The sequence below is a fragment of the Candidatus Chloroploca asiatica genome, from assembly GCF_002532075.1.
Taxonomy (GTDB): Bacteria; Chloroflexota; Chloroflexia; order Chloroflexales; family Chloroflexaceae; genus Chloroploca; species Chloroploca asiatica.
The window spans coordinates 1-17,278 of record NZ_LYXE01000002.1; the positions used below are offsets into that span (position 1 = coordinate 1).

A 17,278-nucleotide genomic window follows, 5' to 3' on the forward strand; every position below is an offset into this window, starting at 1 on the left:
ATTACCTTCACGTTGCACTACACGAACCTGGGCACGATTGGGGCGACGGGGGTGACGATCACCGAGACGGTGCCGCCGCATACCAGTTTTGCGGTTGCTGCGAATGTGGCGGGGTGGCTCTGTGCGCCGGATACGACCGCAGGAAGCACGTGTCTGCTCACGGTTGGCGACCTGGCCGCTGGAGCCTCGGGGAATGTGGCCTTCGTGGTGCAGGTGGACAATCCGTTGCCGGCGGGCGTGACCGCGGTGGTCAACGCGGTGCGGATTGGCGATGATGGCACGAACGGGCCAGATCCGAATGACGAGAACAACACTGACACGGAAACGACGCCCATTGAAGATCCGACAGCGATCACCCTGGTTAAATTCACTGCCACCCCATCGCTAACGGGTGTGGTCTTGAACTGGACAACAGCTTCAGAGCAAGAAACCTGGGGCTTCCACCTGGTACGTAGTCTCGATGACAACCCGGCCAACGGGGAACGCATCACCAACCAGACCATCCTTGCCCGTGGCAATCCCCAGTCTGGTGCAAGTTACATCTGGACGGACAACACCGCGCTAGCCGGAACGCGCTATACTTACTGGCTTGAAGAAATCGAGCTAGATGGACGGATCAATCTGTATGGTCCAGCAACAGCAACCATGCCCTTGAGTGGAACCATCTTCCGTGTCAACCTACCACTGATTGCGCGGTAAGCGAAGGATAATCACCCAGGCGTTGCAACAGCGAGGGGCTGTTGCAACGCCGACGCATTAACGGAGTTGTGATGAAACATCTGCTTCTCGCCCTGAGCTTCGCCCTGCTGGTTGCTTTGTTGTTGGATCGAGGTTCGGTTCCAGTTCAGGCTCGTCCGCTGTCTCAGGACACCATGGCCCTCACTGAGACTGCTGAACCACCGCCGCCAACAGCGGTGCCGACCGACGTGCCAACGGCGACGGCGACGCCGACAGACCTACCGACGGCGACGCCGACAGACCTACCGACGGCGACGCCGACAGACCTACCGACGGCGACGCCGACAGACCTACCAACGGCGACGCCGACAGACCTACCGACGGCCACGGCGACGGATTTGCCGACGGCGACACCGACGGATCTGCCGACGGCGACGCTGACACCGACAGTTCCACCCCCGCCTGTCGTTGACGACACAGAAGATCAAGTCACAAACACACCCACGCCAAGCCCCACGACTGTAGGTACCGTCACGGTGACCCCGACGTTAACCCTGACCCCAGTGATGACCATGACGCTTTCACCGACAGTATCTCCGACGCCAACGGAAATTGCCATCACGTTGCCGAGTACCGGATCTTCTACGCCACAGTTCCCCGTGCTGCTGGTTGGGTTGGCGTTGCTTCTGGCTAGCTTAAGCTTCTTGGCACGATACCGGGCCAGGCTTTAGCCACACTATGTCGTACCTTATTACACTACCAGATCTAGATTCACTGGCATTTTCAAAGCGTCAGCGAGGGGTTGATCTTGCTGGATGCGATAGGTTGGCACGCGCAGTTCTGCTAAGCGTTGCAAGATGAGATCAGCACTCTGCCACCCACCAAAACTCTGTGGATCAACGAGTACCACGGCGGCGCGCACCCCGCGATAGCGTAGCTGTTGCAGCGCCTCGACCCAGCGTTCGTCGAGTGAAGAGGTCACAATGATCAACGAACAGTTACGCCCAAAGCGCTGACTCTCGGCGAGCAGAACTTCGGCGAGTGAACTGGTGCTATGGGCACGCAAGACCGCCAGCGCTTCCAGAATCTTGAAGAGTTGGCGAACCTCGCGTTCGGCAGGAATGACTTCGCGATGCTGGCCCCACGCAACCATGCCGACAATGCGATTCTGGCTGAGCAAGGTGCGGGCCAGTGAGGCTGTCGCGGTGACGGCGTATTCTTCGGTGCTGGCGAGCTCGGCTTCATCCAGATCGTCGGCTTGGGCCGGGCGTGACCACCAGGGCCCGCGCATAACGCGGCGATCACGCTGCATCACGCTACTCAAAACCCGTGTATCGCGTACAACGGCACGTTCTTGCATATCGAGCACCAGATAGACATCGGCACTCGGATCGAGTTCAAACTCTTTCACCATCATCTGCCCAGTGCGTGCAGTCGAACGCCAGTGAATGCGGTTCAGCGCATCACCGGGAACATAGTCGCGGATTGTCGCTACGTTCGGCGATGAGTGAAAGGTTCGTGCGCGTGTCGCCTGACCACCGGGGAGATCCGCCCCTGGCAAGGCAAAATCGTGCAGATCGACGGTTTGCGGGTAGACCAGGATTTCGCTGGTTGAGGCTACCTGGCGTTGCAGGCGCACAATATCAAAGGGGTCGCCACTGATCAAGGTGGACGGGCCAAGGCGAAAGCGCCCGCGGCGCGTGCAGCGGGTACGCGACAGCCAGCGCCCCCGTTCGCGCCCACCGAGCGAGGCGACAAAACCGGCCCCGTGGCGGGGCAGATCCGAGCTATCACGCAACTCGATCCAGAGCTTGGGCAAGACCCAGCGGTTGCGAAGCATAATCCGCTCGCGGGCATACTCCCCCACCGTTGCCCTGGGAGTCAGGGTTTCGCGTTCAAGGTCGAGGCCCCGTAGATTCAACCAGGCCCAGATGAACGAAAGAACCAGCAGGGCCAGCAGCAGATAACTCAAATGAAAAAAGAGCCGCAGACCAGTACCCTGGGCGGCAAGAAAGCTTGCTCCAGCCAGGAGCAAGACAAAGAGTGGGCGTAAGACCATTGCCATACTGAGCAGCATACCCCGGTGATAAGCCGGTGTCAAGGACGGAGATCCGGGCGTTGCTGCGGCCGCCAGGCCGGGTACTCATGGCTACGCTCATTGACCAGGATAGCTTCGATAGTCAGCGAAGCGAGATCGAAGCTATAGATGCCATAATTGCGGGTTCCCGGACGACGCAACACTGACTGCGACCGATTGCTTGCAAAGATAATCCGTTCACCTGTCGGCGCCCAGGCCGGTGTCGTATTGTCGGCCTGATCAAACGTCAGTCGTTGGACACGTCGCCCGTCACTTTCAACCAGAAAGAGTTCGTTGGTGCCTGCGCGATCCGAACGAAAGACGATCTGTTCGCTGACGGGGGACCAGGCCGGAAAGACGTCGGCGGCTGGATGATTGCTAATATTCCGTAGCTGCATACCCGCCGACATGTCAAGTACATAAATATCGAAATGGCCCGTTCGATTGCTCGCAAACGCGATCCGCGTCCCGTCAGGCGACCAAGTGGGATTGCCATCGTCACCAGGGTGATTCGTCAGATTCCGCACGTTGCTTGCATCGTCAAGCGTGATCACAAAGATCTCCCAGTTCCCGCTCCGGTCACTCTCAAAGGCAATTCGCGTGGCATCAGGCGACCATGCGGGATGGAGATCATTGGCCTCGCTATTGGTCAGATTCACTAGTTCAGAGCCATCTGCATTCATGACATAAATATTGTAGGTACCATCAAGATTGGCGGCATAGGCGATTTTGGTGCCATCGGGCGACCATTTCGGGGTTATATAATCAACCAGGGGCGTTCGTGCCCGCAAGGTTTGTTCCTGTCCCTGCGTGACCAGGGTCAGACTACGTGTTCCGCCCGAGCCGGTGGCGACGGCAAGTGTGGCGATGATGGGCAGGCGTGGGGGCGAAGGAAAAGCCGGGGCAATTTCATTGCCCCGATGGCCGCTGATCTGCTGGATCTCTTCGCCATTGTCGCGCATCGTATACAGGTTAAAGGTGCCGCTCTCATTCGCGGTAAACGCGAGGCGCTGCCCATCACGCGACCAACTCGGGTTGAGCGCATCATCTGGCCCCTCAGTCAATGGTGTCGCTGCCGCACCATCGGCATTCATCACATAGATCTTCCAGGTGCCATCACGACGACTCTGGAACGCAATCCGTCGCCCGTCTGGGCTAAAGACGGGATGATCGTCGTCTCCCTCAGCATTGGTCAAATTGATGAGCCTTGAGGCATTGGCGAGGCTGGCGAGAAAAATATCGCGGTTATCCTCATCGTATGGGTCAAGCGCCGAAAAGGCCAGAAAACGACCATCGGGACTAAAAGCTGGTCGGCTGATATCAGACAATTCACGGGAAAATTCGCTCCGGTTCCCGTCGGCGAGATTGAGGATCATCAAGACCCGTCCGGTACTCCGCACGGCGACATACGCAATCCGCGCACTGTCGGGCGACCAGGCCGGGTCAACGGCACCTTGGCTCTCATTCGTCAACTGGCGCAAGCTGGTGCCATCAGGATTGATCAGATAGATATTTGGCGCGCCATCGCGATCTGAGACAAAGGCGATCTGCTGGCGATTAGGTGCCCATGCTGGTGACTCATCATTCCCAGGATCGTTGGTCAGGCGGGCGAGGCCAGAACCGTCCACGTTCATGACAAAGATCTCGCGGTTGCCCGTGCGATCCGAGACAAAAGCAAGCCGTTCAGTCTCCTGCGGAACTCGGGTTGGTGTTATCGCTGGCGGTGGGGTTGGCACAGGGGTCATTTGTGGCCCTGCGGTTGGTTGAAAGAGATCACTCCACGCCGACGTGGGTAGGGCCGCGCCACAGCCACTGAGACCGAGCACCACCATGAGGATCAGCACGATCCAGTCTCGTGGACTACGTCGCGTGCTACCTCGCCGTGTCATTGTTTAACTCCGCTTATATGTTCGCTCTGTCCAGACTGATCGAGTTCAGCCACCGTTCCTTTGCCTACCGGCTCGATCCGAATGCGCTGGATCGGTATAGGATGGGGCAACCCTTCACTGGCAAAGCGCGCAAAGACACGCTGGTAAAATTCGTGTCTGAGCGGGAACTGCTCATTGAATTCGTGCGTACGCAGGATGACATTGAATTGCACGCCGAGTTCGCCAAACGCAGCAAGTCGAGCGCGGACAGTATGTTCAGGCACGCCGCCAAGTTCTTTATGCATCATGCCCTGGCCTTCTTCAATCAGCAAGGCTTCGACCCGAGTAAGATCGCTATCATAGGGTACCGCGACCGGCAGAAAGATCAAGAACTCAGAATTGGGGCGGTCAAAATTGGTCAGAATCGTATTGGTCATCAACGAATTGGGTACGACCAGTAGATTTTCGGTCAATTCACGCAGATAGGTGTCGGCCCAGCGAATATCGTCAACAAAACCCTCTTGCCCGGTGCTCAACCGGACATAATCACCGGGCTGAATCTTATTCGTCGCCAGGATCATGATCCCGCTAAAGAGATTGGCAAGCGGCTCGCGCAGCGCCAGCGAGAGGCCAATTGAACTACCGGCCAGGATGGTTAAGAGTGGCCCGATGGGAACCCCAAGGTAGGCCATTGCGGTTGTTCCAAGCACAATAAAACTAAAAGCGCGCAACACATTGTTGAGCAGCGAAATTGACCCCATCGTATGTCGGATAAAATAGAGCCGCACAGCGTTCGTCACCAGGCGCACCAGAAAACTCATCACCGCCAGCACGGCCATCAGGTTCAGCAACAGGCGTACCGCACTCGCGATCCGCAAATCGGGCACAACCGTTGCGAGCGTTGAAGCCAGACCGAGAAAGCTTAGCCAGAAGATCGCCTGTCCACCGAGCGCACGGAGCGCAACCTCGGCGAAAAACCACTTACGACGGATTGCATAGCGCTTCAGGAGCTTTATGATGCCAAACTCGATCAACGCACCAATGGCGATCACGGCTAACAGGAAAGTGTAGGCCTGAAAAATCGCACTATTATTTGCTGCATCGTAGGCTTCGACCATAATCTTTTCTGATATCGGGCTGAAGAGCCGTTCAAGCTCCTTCTTCTTTGGCCCCAAATTCAAGATCCGCCAGGGTAAAGAGCGCCTCAAGATCCTCGCTCAACTCAGGGGCCTCCTGCGCAACTAGGATCCGATATGCGTTGCGCTCGTCCTCTGAGGTGTACGCTACCAAGCGTTGCACATCGGCAAGATCCTGGGTACGTCCCGCCGAGAGTTTTAACAAAATCAGGTATGGCCGCGCAAGTACCGGGTAGCCAGCGGCATCATAGATCGGGTGGGCGAGGGCTTCATCAACCCAGGCATCAGTCCGTGTCAGAATGTCAAGCGGGGGAGTTGCCGGATCAGCGGCTTGAAGGCTAAACCCCCCAATGCTCAATGGCCCACTCATCTGATAGCCAGCGTTGCTCAAGGCCTGGCGTGCAGCGTCGCCGTCATGTTCGTGAATAAGGATGCCTATATCAAGGGTCATCCGTTCAGGAATATACGCACGCAGGGCCAAACCTCCAACCAGTACCCAGGGAATGGTGCCTAGTATCTGCTGAAGGGGTGGCAGAGCTTGCATTGCTGTTCTCCGTTCAAAAAAAGCCTGCTGCGAGCCTGTTCCACGGGCTGCCCGCCGCAATGCCAGACGTAAAAAAAGGGTTGCCGGACGTACAGACATCGCACGCTCCATCATAGCTCTCAATCATGGTATCATACACCAATTCTGCCCTCGCCGTAAACGGCTCGGCCTGGTGAGCGCAGGGCGATTGCATCATACGAAACCGGATAAAATGCGCTCTATTTGGCAGCATGTGCATGCAACCAGCGGTGCATACGGTGGCACCCGGCCCTGTAGCCAGGGCACCCGGCCCTGTAGCCAGGGCACCCGGCCCTGTAGCCAGGGCACCCGGCCCTGTAGCCAGGGCACCCGGCCCTGTAGCCAGGGCACCCGGCCCTGTAGCCAGGGCACCCGGCCCTGTAGCCAGGGCACCCGGCCCTGTAGCCAGAGCACCCGGCCCTGTAGCCAGGGCACCCGGCCCTGGCTACAGGGCACCCGCAAGGGGTGCCCCTACAGGGTCGGGCCCGGTGTAGGGGCACCCCTTGCGGGTGCCCTGGCGGGGTGGATGCACGGAAGATGCAATCGCCCTGCTGGTGAGCGAAGGTCGGCTTCGCATGCCGTCGCCGAGGCGTTGACGCCGACGGTGTTGGCGTATGCATCATAATATGTCAAAGGTAATTGGTATAAATTCCGATCAGGAGGATCACCATGAGCGATGAGCTCTCGCCACCTCTTCCGTCGCTTGCAACGATCATGACGGCTGCAGATGATCTGATGGTTCCTAGTGAACAGGACGCGCCCTTGCTTCCGTTTCATTGGCCTGATGACGAGCCCCTGACGCCGGCGACGCTTGGTGCGTTGTTGGGGCTTGCCCCTGAGACCCCGGTGGAGCAGCGTGAGCTTGAGGCTTTCTTTGGCCCGTTAACCCGTACGCGCCCCTGGCACGGCCCGGCTGACCATGCACTGACCGAGCGTTTTGCCCGCCTGCACGCAACGCTTCAGGCGACCCTGACCGATCCGGTCGTCTATCGACTTGGTACGATCGAGATTCAGGTGGTGATTGTTGGGCGTGATGCGTCCGGTGCGCTCGTTGGGTTGCATACGACGGTGGTTGAAACGTAGGAGTCTCGTCCTCATGAAGATCATTCTCGCTGTGCTGTCCCGTCTCACCGTTTTTCTGTTGCTGATGAACCTGCTCGCTGGCTGTGTTTCAGGGTCAGCGCAGGTCGCCGATGCGAGTCGCCACCTTGCCCTGGGCAATCCGAGTGGGGCGGTGGTTGATGTCAGGCAGCCAACCAATTACCTGCTGCTGCGCGATCAGTATGCCGTTGGCTACCATCGCGACCGTGGTATTCCCAACTGGGTTAGTTGGCACCTGCAAATGAGCGATTTTGGCCCTGCTGAACGCTATAGCGGTTCTTTCATTACCGATCAGAGTCTGCCCGAGGGTTGGTATCGGGTAACCCACGCTGACTATACGAGTTCGGGGTATGACCGCGGCCATATGACGCCGTCGGCTGATCGGACGGCGACGGAAGAAGATAATATTGCCACGTTCATCCTGACCAATATTTTGCCCCAGGCCCCCGACAATAATCGTGGCGTCTGGGCGCAACTCGAAGAGTATGCCCGTGCCGTGGTGCGTGAGGGCAACGAGGCCTATATCATCGCCGGGAGTGCCGGAAGCCTGGGCACTCTGGCGCAGGGGCGGTTGACCATCCCTGAACATGTCTGGAAGGTCTTGCTGTTCCTGCCTGAAGCCGAAGGTGACGACGCCACACGGGTTACCGCCGACACGATGGTGCTGGCCGTCTGGATGCCCAACGATAACAGTGTCGCGAACGCTTCGTGGCAAGACTATCAGACAACGGTTCGTTGTGTCGAAGATCTCACCGGCTACGATTTTTTCTCTGCCGTTGAACCGACGATTCAGGATCGCATCGAAGGCCAAGGCTGTCCCGATGGCAAGCCCTATCGCGCTCTGCTGCCCTTGGTGGTTGATGATGAACTTGCCCCGCCGCCTCCGGTCTTCGCTGGCTGCAACGTCGATCCTGGCCCCGGCGTCGCCCCTGAGCGCCCTGTGCGCATCGTTACTGTTGATAAAATTGCCGAAACGGTAACCCTCGAAAATGTGAGTGCAACGGCAATCAATCTGGATGGCTGGCGTATGTGTAGCATCCGGGGTGGACAGGATCATCCAATCAGTGGTATGCTCGAATCAGGGATGACACGGGTCTTCCCTGGTCCAGATGCCAATATTTGGAGCAATAGCTCTTCTGATCCTGGGGCGCTCTATGATGCCGAAGGCTATCTGATCAGCTATTGGCCCGATTAAGAGGAATACATGCAATTCACCGGTCTTCATCATGTGACAGCGATTTCGGCCCACATTCAGGCCAATTACCAGTTTTATACCCAGACGCTCGGGATGCGTCTGGTCAAGCGGAGTGTGAATCAGGACGATGTGAGTGCCTATCACCTCTTTTATGCCGATGCGAAGGGGTCGCCAGGCACTGACCTGACTTTTTTTGATTGGCCGGTACCGCCCGAGCAGCGTGGTGGTCGTTCGATTACGCGTACTTCGTTGCGTGTCGCCGGTGCCGAGGCGATTGCCTGGTGGTCGCAACATCTGCGTGACTTGGGCGTCAAGGTTGGCGAACCCGCCGAAAGTGATGGCCGCCTGACCCTCGCGTTTGAGGATGGCGAAGGTCAGCGCTTGGCTCTCGTTGATGATGGCGGAGTCGGTTCGGCCTATCCATGGGAACGTAGCCCTGTGCCAGCGGCCTATCAGATCCGCGGCCTGGGGCCGGTCATGCTCAGCGTCCCCGACCTCGCTCCGACCGATGCCGTGCTGACCAAGGTGCTCAATATGCGCCTCGTGCGTGACTATCCCCATCCCGATGATGCCCGTGCGACGGTACACGTCTATGCTATGGGTGAAGGAGGCCCCGATGCCGAGTTGCATCTCGCTGTGCAACCCGACCTCCCGCCTGCGCACCAGGGGGCCGGCGGGGTGCATCACCTTGCCCTGCGCACCCCTGATGATGCCTACGATGCCTGGGCCCAGCGGCTACGAACGCTCCGCATTCCCAACAGTGGCAAAGTCGATCGCTACTGGTTCCGCAGCCTCTATTTCCATATCCCAGGCGGCATCTTGTTCGAGATTGCCTCGGATGGCCCTGGTTTTGCCGTGGACGAAGACGAGGCGACGCTGGGCGAGAAGATTGTGCTCGCTCCGTTCCTGGAACCGCAGCGCGAAGCCATTGTGGCGAAACTCAAGCCGCTAAACGATGCCTAGAAGCAATAAGGCGGTAGGTTTGACGCCAAGGCGCCAAGGCGCAAAGGTTTTCGTGGAGGTGGACGCCCCGTTCGCGGCTTCGCGGCTTCGCGTGAGCTGCTTTGCGCTGGGTCACACCCTCCAGGGCTACGCTGAAAATGGGGGAACTTGGTTCCCCCATTTTCAGCGTAGCCCTATCGCGACCTCAAGGCAAGTGTAAGCGTTTCGCTAGAACATGCTATCATAGCATTGACTCCGATCTGAACCAGTTCCATAATACCTATAACAAGAAAAAAATGACGTTTCTGGTTCAGTGAGGAGATTTTCATGAGTGAGCATACCGACGCTGCCCAGCTTTCGATAGAAAATGTGTTGCCCCTGCTTGTCCTTGAAGGGGCCGTTGTCTTTCCCCATACGGTCATTAGCATTACGCTGGATGATGGCAATCTGCACGCCGCTGAGGCGGCGCTCAAGGGCGATCGCCAGCTTCTCTTGGCCGTCAAGCGCCCCGATGCCGATGAGTCGGCAGAACTCGCGGCCCAACTCTTTCCGATTGCGGTGATCGGGCGGATTGAACAGTCGGGTGTGTTGCCCGGTGGTGCCAGCGGCATCATTGTGCGCGGTCTCGTGCGGGCCGAGTTGCAGGATCAGGTTGCGAGCGAGCCGGCTCCTGCTTTTCGCTTTGTCCACCGCCCTGATGTGGTTGAACTGACCCCCGCCCTCGATCAATTGATGGTCGAGGTGCGCGCGGTCATTGATGCGGTGCTTGCCTTGCGCCCTGGCATGACCCAGGAAATTCGTAATTTTGTGCGCTCCATTGAAGATCCGGGCCAATTGGCCGATAATACCGGCTATTCTCCTGATTATACGCTCGAAGAACGCCTCGATCTGCTCGCAACTTTTGATCTCACCGCGCGCCTGATCAAGGTGCGCGAGGCCTATCGCCAGCAACTTGCCCTGCTCGAAGTGCAGCATCGTCTCCGCCAGGAGGTGCAGGATAGTTCGACCCGTCAGCAGCGCGAGTTCTATCTCCGCCAGCAGTTGCGGGCGATCCAGAAGGAACTTGGTGAGGACGATGTCGAGGCCACTGAGCTTGATGATCTTCGTGAGAAACTCGCTGCTGTGCAGTTGCCCGAGACAGCGCGCAAAGAGGCTGACCGCGAACTGAGTCGCCTGAGCCGGATCAATGGCAGTTCGCCCGAGTATCAGATGGTGCGTACCTATCTTGAATGGCTCGCCGAGTTGCCCTGGGGTGTCTATACCGGCAAGCCGATTGATATGGCCTTTGCCCGTGAGGTGCTCGATGCCGATCACTATGGCCTTGAGCGCATCAAGGAGCGTCTGCTCGAATATCTGGCGGTCAAGCAACGCCGCGCTAGTCTCGGCGACGATACCGGGCGCGCCGGACGCGAGCCGATCCTCGCTTTTGTTGGCCCGCCCGGTGTCGGCAAGACGAGCCTCGGGCAGAGCATTGCGCGTGCCCTTGGCCGTACGTTTGTTAGGATGAGCCTCGGTGGGGTGCGCGACGAGGCCGAGTTGCGCGGTTTCCGCCGTACCTATATCGGTTCACAGCCCGGCCGCATTATTCAGGAACTGCGCCGCGCTGGTACGGCTGATCCGGTGATCCTGCTCGATGAGATCGATAAGATCGGCAGCGATTATCGCGGTGATCCTGCTGCTGCGCTGCTTGAGGTGCTTGACCCTGAACAGAATTACACCTTTACCGATCACTATCTCAATCTGCCTTTTGATCTTTCCAAGGTGCTGTTTTTGGCAACGGCTAATAATTGGGATACTGTGCCACCCGCTCTACGCGACCGCATGGAGGTGATTGAACTTGCCGGCTATGTCGAGAGCGAGAAGTTGCGCATTGCCGAAACCCACCTGGTGCCCCGGCAGATCCAGGCCAATGGCCTGCGAAACGAAGAGGTTCTATTGGAGGAGGGAGCCCTCCGCGCCATCATCAACGGCTACACCCGTGAGGCGGGCGTGCGTAACCTCGAACGTAACATCGGCGGAGTCTTGCGCAAAGTCGTGCGCCAGATCACCGAGACCAACCACGTCGCCCCGCCCCCGGTCACGGTGGACGACGCCTTCGTCCGGCGTTCGCTTGGTCGTCAGCGCTTCTATAACGAGGCGCAAGAGCGTATCGATCAGCCGGGTGTCGCGACAGGTCTGGTCTGGACACCTGTTGGCGGTGATATCATTTTTGTCGAGGCCGTCGCTGTCGAGGGCAATCGTGAATTGAAGATTACCGGGCAACTTGGTGATGTGATGCGCGAAAGTGCCGAAGCTGCGCTGACCTATGTGCGTTCGCGGGCCCATACACTCGGCATCGATCCGCGCTTCTTTGAGACCCACGCGATCCATATCCACGTCCCTGCCGGCGCCGTCCCCAAAGATGGCCCCTCGGCAGGCATCACGATTGCCACCGCGCTCGCCTCGGCGGCGACCGGCCACCTAGTGCGCGAGGATATCGCGATGACCGGCGAGATCGCCTTGCGTGGACGGGTCTTGCCCATTGGTGGCATTAAAGAGAAGGCGCTTGGAGCGCACCGCGCAGGCATTCGCACGATCATCCTGCCCCGTCGCAATATGGTCGAACTCGATGAAATGCCCGACGAGATCCGTGCTGAGATGACCTTTATCCCGGTGGATACGCTTGACGAGGTGCTCAGCGTCGCGTTGCGTCCCGCTGAACGTACCACCCTTGGCGAAATCCTCGCTGCCCCCAGGAGTGAGGAGTTGCTTCCTTCGGTCTGATGAGTGTCTGCGTACGCAAAACTGCCAGCAAAGCTGGCAGTTTTGCGTGCGGCAGAGCTGCCTTAGCGTCGCCGCCGTAACCAGAGGGCCGCCCCGGCACTGAGTAGCGCAACCGCAGTTGCAACCCATGCTGCGGGGCCGACCAGCGGTGTCTCAGCCTGTTTCCTCGCGATGCCGGAAAAGGCCCAGGCCAGCACCAGGGGAAACGCAACATCCTGCTCGCGTACCCCCATCGCTGCCCCCAGACCCGCGCCAACCCCCAGCGTTCCCGCCGTCCAGACCTCGGGACTCAGGCCCATTCCGTTCCATTCGGCATCATAGAGCACAACGGCGGCATTGACGATCGTCGCGACACTGGCCCAGCCGAGATAGATGCTGAAGGGCAACCGTACAAGCAGTCGGTCTGCCAGCGGCATTTCGGTGGCCTTGCCGAGGCGACGGTCAATCGTGATGAGTGCCAGCAACAATCCGATGATGACCCCCAGGCTGATCCCCAACTGGTTGTAGTGCCAGAGCACAATCCAACTTGCATTGGCAGCGCAGCTAAGAATGAACGGCCACGCGATCCGCTTGAGCCGTTCTTTGTCGCGGTTCGATGGCAACGCCTGGTAGACTGCATAGCTCAATAAGCCTGTGTAGATCACCCCCCATATGCCAAAAACATAGCCAGGTGGGGTGATTAAAATAGGAAACTTGTCCGAAATTTCACCCGTTGTTTGTCCGTTAATCGGAAGCGTATTCGCTAGCACATTCACCGTCAATGTGCCGGCGAGCGCAGCCAAGACCGCCCCCTGGCGCGTCAGATGAACGTACGTTGGTTGCGCACCAGCAGTCGCAGCATTTGTCATGAGTCTCTCCTCCGAGTATACTGTTTCTATCCACAATGTTAGACCTGTCCAAGGTACGAGGAGCCACCATGTCTTCCTGGGAGTCCTATCTTGAGGCGCATCAGCCTCGTTTTGTTGACGAACTGCTCTCCTTTTTACGTATTCCAAGCATTTCGGCTATTCCGTCCCATGCCGCCGACGTGCAACGTGCCGCCGAGTGGGTCGCCGCACGGGTCGCCGCCGCCGGACTTGAGCATGTCGAGATTTTGCCGACGGGCGGGCATCCGGTGGTCTATGCCGACTGGCTGCATGCCCCGGGCAAGCCAACCGTGCTGATCTATGGGCACTTTGATGTTCAGCCAGTGGATCCCGTTGATCTCTGGACGCATCCCCCCTTTGAGCCACACATTATTGACGGCAAGGTCTACGCTCGTGGGGCCAGCGATGATAAAGGCAATATGCTGGTACCGATCCTCGCGCTCGAGGCGCTTCTTCAGAGCATAGGACACTTGCCGGTGAACGTCAAGGTCTTTTTTGAAGGCCAGGAGGAGATCGGTAGCCCGCAGATCGGAGCGTTCTTGCCACAACATAAAGATCGCTTTGCCTGCGATCTTGTGCTCAATGCCGATGGCGGCCAGTATAGCGAGACCGAACCTGCGATCCTGGTGGCGCTACGTGGTGGCTGCGGCGTGCAGATCGATGTCAAAGCGGCCAAGATGGATCTGCACAGCGGTCTCTATGGTGGGGTCGTGATGAACCCCATCCATGCGCTGGTGATGATCCTCGACTCGATGCGCTCGCGTGATGGCCGGATTACCATCGAAGGCTTTTACGACCAGATCCGCCCACTCACTGACCTTGACCGCGAGCGGATCGCCGCCGTGCCCTTTGATCCCGACGCGATCATGGCTGATCTCGACGTGCCTGATCTCTTTGGCGAAGCTGGCTATACGCCGCAAGAGCGTGCCTGGGCCAGGCCAACCCTTGAAGTCAACGGGGTCTGGGGGGGCTTCCAGGATCCAGGGATTAAGACCGTGCTGCCGAGCATGGCGCACGCCAAAATTACCTGTCGCCTCGTCGCCGACCAGGACCCCGAACGGATCGTCCAGTTGCTTCAGGCGCATGTCGACCGCCATACGCCGCCCGGCGTCACCGCGACCGTCACGCCACTTCCCTTCCGGGCGTCCCCCTATCTGACCGAAGGCAATGACCATGGCAACCAGGTTGTCCGCGAGGTGCTTGTTGAGCTGTATGGACGCGAACCCTACTATGTACGCAGTGGCGGCTCGATCCCGGTATGTAGCCTCTTCCAGCAGCATCTCGGCGTCTACAGCGCCAGTCTTGGCTTTGGCCTCGATGATGAACGCCAGCACTCACCCGACGAATTCTTCCGCCTCGCCAGCTTCCGCCGCGGCCAGACTGCCTACTGCATGACGCTCGAGCGTCTGGGTCGCTAACTTTTTCGCTTATGCTGGTGCAAACGGCCAGCGAAGCTGGCCGTTTGCACCAGCATAAGCATAGGTTTTGAGAGCGAGAGCCCTCAAAAGGAATCAAGATGATCAACCTCCTCCCTGTTTTCACCGGCCAGCAAACGATGGCCGATGTTGTTGCCCCAATGACGATCGCGGATCTTCGTAACGAAACCAACGAACTGACCACGCACATCCTGGCCTTGCTTGCCGACTGTGACGATGACGATGTCACCTTTCAGCCCGTTGACCCCGAGGCCAATGACCCCGTCGCCAGTTCTGCCGAAGAGGTCGGCATCGCCTGGACCCTCGGCCATGTTATTGTTCACCTGACCGCTGGTAATGAAGAAATGGCTGCCCTCGCCGCTGAACAGGCTCGTGGCGTGCCCTTCCACGGACGTTCGCGCTACGAGGTTCCCTGGGAAACAATGACGACCGTGGCGCAACTCCGCCATCGCCTCGAAGAGAGCCAACGCATGTGCCTTGGCGCACTTGACATGTGGCCTGATCAGCCCGATCTTGACCTCACTGGCGAAGCCTGGCCCGGTGGCCCGGTGGTTGATGCGCGTGGCCGCTATCTCATTGGCATCGGCCATGCCGTCAGCCACCTCGACCAGATCAAAGAGATCATTCGCCAGAGCCACGCCGCGAAGCAATGAGCAACGCACAGGGATGGCGGGCAACACCCGCCATCCCTGTGCGTTACAGTGGTGTTGAACCTAGAAGGGTGACGCATCCTATGCCTGACGACTCGCAGTTTCAAGCGGCGCTGCGCAAGCTTGATGAAGCCTTACAGGCTCTTCCCGACGAGCCTTCCGCGGGCGATCGGGCGAGGGTTCCGCTCACCGAGATGCTTACGCGTCTCGTTGTTGGCACAGTGTTGCTTGGCCTCGATGCCTTCGCGGCACGCTCGGCGACCTGGGAAAACGAGGCAGGCATTGTTCGCGATGCTTCTCTGCCCGATCCTGCTGCTGGTGAGCCGGGCTCGGCTCGTTTCCGCCAAGCGTTGATCGGCTGGATCTTTGAGAGTGAACAGCGGCTGCGTCCACAGGGCAATCCGGTTGCCTGGTTGCGTTCGGTGATCACGTATCTGTTTGGGACGCTGTTCGCGGTGCTGATTGAGTTGTTGCCCTTGCCGCGCCCCGGTTTTCGCCGCACCAAACCGCCCCTCGCTGAGCCAACTGATGAAGAGACCCGACGCTGGATCAGTCGTGGCCGTGACGAGGAAGTACAGAGTCGCCGCCTCGCCGCAGTCGCCCTGGAAGATGGGGTCAATCAGGCCATCATCTATCTCGCCCGTCGCCCTGCGGTGGCCCAGGCACTTGGCGAAATTGTGCGCTCACCGGCGATGGACGATGCGGCGCGCCACCTTGTCGCCGGCCCGGTTGTTGATGAGGCAATCAAGCGAGTCATCGCCAGCCCGGCCCTCGATGATGTGATTGTCCGGGTCGGCCAGAGTCCGGCGCTGGATCAGGTGATCACGCAGGTGGCGCAGAGTCCGGCCCTGGATGCGGTGATGCTCCAGGTTGCCAGCAGTCCGGCGCTGGATCAGGTGATCACGCAGGTGGCACAGAGTCCGGCCCTGGATGCGGTGATGCTCCAGGTTGCCAGCAGTCCGGCGCTGGATCAGGTGATCGATCAGATTGCGCAGCGTCCTGCACTTGAGCAAGCCGTCAATCGCATTGTGCATAGCCCGGTGATCGAAGAGGCGGTCAGCCACATTGTGCGTACTCCGGCGATGGAAGATGCCGTCAAGCATCTCGTTGGCACGCAGGCCATGAATGAAGCGATTGACACCCTGGCCCAATCGCCGGCGCTGGTCTCGCTTGTTACTACCCAGGGTTCATCGCTTGCCAACGAAGTGCTTGGGCAGGTGCGTTCGTACGCGATCAAGACTGACGATGGACTCGAAGGCGTGCTGCGCCGTCTGTTGCGCCGCCCCCCGCGCCCAGAGTTGCCCGATGCCGCGCAAGGGTTGCTGGTCGATAGCGAGGCGCTCTCTGCGCGGCGCCTTCGCTCACGGTGGAAAGGAGGCGCTGATGGACGTTAACCCAAATGCTGCACCGGTGCCCGCCGTGTCGGGCTATTACCTGTACGAAGGGCCGTACTTTGCCCGTTACGCTGGCTTTGGCTCGCGCCTGCTTGCCATGATGATCGATCTCTTGATCGTTGCCGTCATCTGGATCTTCTGGGGCCTGACCTTTAGTTTCCTGGGCCGCACCTCGGGAATCAACGAGTTACTGAATCTGGTGGGCAACTTCTTTCTCTGGATTACGCCCTACCGCAGTATCGTTAGCATCGCCCTCGAAATTTCGGCGCTCTTGCTGGTCGCCCAGATCTACTTTACCTTCTTTTATGGCTTTGGTGGTGCCACCATTGGCAAATACCTGATGGGACTGCGCGTTATTCGCCGCAATGGGCAACCCCTCTCGCTGGCTCGTGCTGCGCTGCGCACCCTTGCCTATTTGGTCTCATCCCTCCTCATCTATGCGGGCTTCTTCAATATTCTGCTCGACGATCGTCGGCGTGCCTGGCACGATATTCTGATCGGAACAGTAGTTGTGCATACCCGGCAAAGTAGTCCAGATGAACCAGAGCTTTAAGCCTGCGGCTTCCAATAAACTGGTGCTGCTGGCACACGAGGCCAACAAAGTTGGCCT

The 17,278-nt window shown here is 58.8% G+C and carries 15 protein-coding genes and 2 pseudogenes; 10 read left to right on the plus strand and 7 right to left on the minus strand.

What is annotated here, in order from left to right; genetic code table 11:
• Positions 1–699, plus strand: a pseudogene (locus tag A9Q02_RS00025) (DUF11 domain-containing protein); the annotation flags it as partial.
• A gap of 71 nt (positions 700–770) precedes the next feature.
• On the plus strand, positions 771–1,409 hold the full coding sequence (locus tag A9Q02_RS00030) for an LPXTG cell wall anchor domain-containing protein (protein WP_097650296.1): 639 nt from the start codon (positions 771–773) through the stop codon (positions 1,407–1,409).
• 20 nt (positions 1,410–1,429) lie between these two features.
• Here the strand turns inward: A9Q02_RS00030 and A9Q02_RS00035 are convergent, their stop codons facing one another.
• From A9Q02_RS00035 to A9Q02_RS25375, 6 genes and pseudogenes are all read right to left on the minus strand, one after another.
• A complete protein-coding gene (locus A9Q02_RS00035; RefSeq protein WP_245860133.1) occupies positions 1,430–2,743 on the minus strand; it encodes a DUF58 domain-containing protein in 1,314 nt (437 codons plus the stop codon).
• A gap of 32 nt (positions 2,744–2,775) precedes the next feature.
• Complete coding sequence (locus A9Q02_RS00040; RefSeq protein WP_097650297.1) at positions 2,776–4,644, minus strand: PD40 domain-containing protein; 1,869 nt, start codon at positions 4,642–4,644, stop codon at positions 2,776–2,778.
• Complete coding sequence (locus A9Q02_RS00045; RefSeq protein ID WP_097650298.1) at positions 4,641–5,741, minus strand: mechanosensitive ion channel family protein; 1,101 nt, start codon at positions 5,739–5,741, stop codon at positions 4,641–4,643. The genes A9Q02_RS00040 and A9Q02_RS00045 overlap by 4 nt, the downstream gene beginning before the upstream one ends.
• A gap of 31 nt (positions 5,742–5,772) precedes the next feature.
• Positions 5,773–6,303 (minus strand): nucleotidyltransferase family protein, encoded by a 531-nt coding sequence (locus tag A9Q02_RS00050; protein WP_245860135.1) that lies wholly within the window; start codon positions 6,301–6,303, stop codon positions 5,773–5,775.
• A gap of 13 nt (positions 6,304–6,316) precedes the next feature.
• Complete coding sequence (locus A9Q02_RS25265) at positions 6,317–6,709, minus strand: hypothetical protein (protein WP_483862422.1); 393 nt, start codon at positions 6,707–6,709, stop codon at positions 6,317–6,319.
• A pseudogene (locus A9Q02_RS25375) lies at positions 6,698–6,754 on the minus strand (hypothetical protein); the annotation flags it as partial. The pseudogene A9Q02_RS25375 and the gene A9Q02_RS25265, both read right to left, overlap by 12 nt.
• A 236-nt stretch (positions 6,755–6,990) precedes the next feature.
• Here A9Q02_RS25375 and A9Q02_RS00055 point away from each other — a divergent pair.
• From A9Q02_RS00055 to lon, 4 genes are all read left to right on the plus strand, one after another.
• On the plus strand, positions 6,991–7,404 hold the full coding sequence (locus A9Q02_RS00055) for a nuclease A inhibitor family protein (protein WP_097650300.1): 414 nt from the start codon (positions 6,991–6,993) through the stop codon (positions 7,402–7,404).
• Between the two features lie 13 nt (positions 7,405–7,417).
• The gene (locus A9Q02_RS00060; RefSeq protein WP_172450426.1) at positions 7,418–8,617 is read left to right on the plus strand and encodes a DNA/RNA non-specific endonuclease; all 1,200 of its coding nucleotides are present in this window, start codon (positions 7,418–7,420) and stop codon (positions 8,615–8,617) included.
• A 9-nt stretch (positions 8,618–8,626) separates the two neighbouring features.
• Positions 8,627–9,580, plus strand: a complete 954-nt coding sequence (locus A9Q02_RS00065; RefSeq protein WP_097650302.1) for a ring-cleaving dioxygenase — start codon at positions 8,627–8,629, stop codon at positions 9,578–9,580.
• 306 nt (positions 9,581–9,886) lie between these two features.
• The gene (lon, locus tag A9Q02_RS00070) at positions 9,887–12,322 is read left to right on the plus strand and encodes an endopeptidase La (RefSeq protein WP_097650303.1); all 2,436 of its coding nucleotides are present in this window, start codon (positions 9,887–9,889) and stop codon (positions 12,320–12,322) included.
• A gap of 62 nt (positions 12,323–12,384) precedes the next feature.
• On the opposite strand, the gene A9Q02_RS00075 is transcribed toward lon, so the two are convergent.
• Positions 12,385–13,170: a TspO/MBR family protein gene (locus A9Q02_RS00075; protein ID WP_097650304.1), complete on the minus strand. Its 786-nt coding sequence runs from the start codon at positions 13,168–13,170 to the stop codon at positions 12,385–12,387.
• Positions 13,171–13,238: 68 nt separating this feature from the next.
• On the opposite strand from A9Q02_RS00075, the gene A9Q02_RS00080 reads away from it, so the two are divergent.
• From A9Q02_RS00080 to A9Q02_RS00090, 4 genes are all read left to right on the plus strand, one after another.
• On the plus strand, positions 13,239–14,606 hold the full coding sequence (locus A9Q02_RS00080) for a dipeptidase (RefSeq protein WP_097650305.1): 1,368 nt from the start codon (positions 13,239–13,241) through the stop codon (positions 14,604–14,606).
• Between the two features lie 98 nt (positions 14,607–14,704).
• Positions 14,705–15,277 (plus strand): DinB family protein, encoded by a 573-nt coding sequence (locus A9Q02_RS00085; protein WP_097650306.1) that lies wholly within the window; start codon positions 14,705–14,707, stop codon positions 15,275–15,277.
• Positions 15,278–15,357: 80 nt separating this feature from the next.
• Positions 15,358–16,668, plus strand: coding sequence for a hypothetical protein (locus A9Q02_RS24010; protein ID WP_172450428.1), 1,311 nt, complete (start codon positions 15,358–15,360; stop codon positions 16,666–16,668).
• A complete protein-coding gene (locus tag A9Q02_RS00090) occupies positions 16,658–17,221 on the plus strand; it encodes an RDD family protein (protein ID WP_172450430.1) in 564 nt (187 codons plus the stop codon). The genes A9Q02_RS24010 and A9Q02_RS00090 overlap by 11 nt, the downstream gene beginning before the upstream one ends.
• Positions 17,222–17,278 lie beyond the last annotated feature (57 nt).

Coding starts and splice junctions, on each gene's coding strand:
- A9Q02_RS00045 (WP_097650298.1), bottom strand. CDS start 5,741: ATGGTCGAAGCCTACGATGCAGCAAATAATAGTGCGATTTTTCAGGCC.
- A9Q02_RS00090 (WP_172450430.1), top strand. CDS start 16,658: ATGGACGTTAACCCAAATGCTGCACCGGTGCCCGCCGTGTCGGGCTAT.
- A9Q02_RS00035 (WP_245860133.1), bottom strand. CDS start 2,743: ATGGCAATGGTCTTACGCCCACTCTTTGTCTTGCTCCTGGCTGGAGCA.
- A9Q02_RS00075 (WP_097650304.1), bottom strand. CDS start 13,170: ATGACAAATGCTGCGACTGCTGGTGCGCAACCAACGTACGTTCATCTG.
- A9Q02_RS00085 (WP_097650306.1), top strand. CDS start 14,705: ATGATCAACCTCCTCCCTGTTTTCACCGGCCAGCAAACGATGGCCGAT.
- A9Q02_RS00050 (WP_245860135.1), bottom strand. CDS start 6,303: ATGCAAGCTCTGCCACCCCTTCAGCAGATACTAGGCACCATTCCCTGG.
- lon (WP_097650303.1), top strand. CDS start 9,887: ATGAGTGAGCATACCGACGCTGCCCAGCTTTCGATAGAAAATGTGTTG.
- A9Q02_RS00030 (WP_097650296.1), top strand. CDS start 771: ATGAAACATCTGCTTCTCGCCCTGAGCTTCGCCCTGCTGGTTGCTTTG.
- A9Q02_RS00040 (WP_097650297.1), bottom strand. CDS start 4,644: ATGACACGGCGAGGTAGCACGCGACGTAGTCCACGAGACTGGATCGTG.
- A9Q02_RS24010 (WP_172450428.1), top strand. CDS start 15,358: ATGCCTGACGACTCGCAGTTTCAAGCGGCGCTGCGCAAGCTTGATGAA.
- A9Q02_RS00060 (WP_172450426.1), top strand. CDS start 7,418: ATGAAGATCATTCTCGCTGTGCTGTCCCGTCTCACCGTTTTTCTGTTG.
- A9Q02_RS00065 (WP_097650302.1), top strand. CDS start 8,627: ATGCAATTCACCGGTCTTCATCATGTGACAGCGATTTCGGCCCACATT.
- A9Q02_RS00055 (WP_097650300.1), top strand. CDS start 6,991: ATGAGCGATGAGCTCTCGCCACCTCTTCCGTCGCTTGCAACGATCATG.
- A9Q02_RS00080 (WP_097650305.1), top strand. CDS start 13,239: ATGTCTTCCTGGGAGTCCTATCTTGAGGCGCATCAGCCTCGTTTTGTT.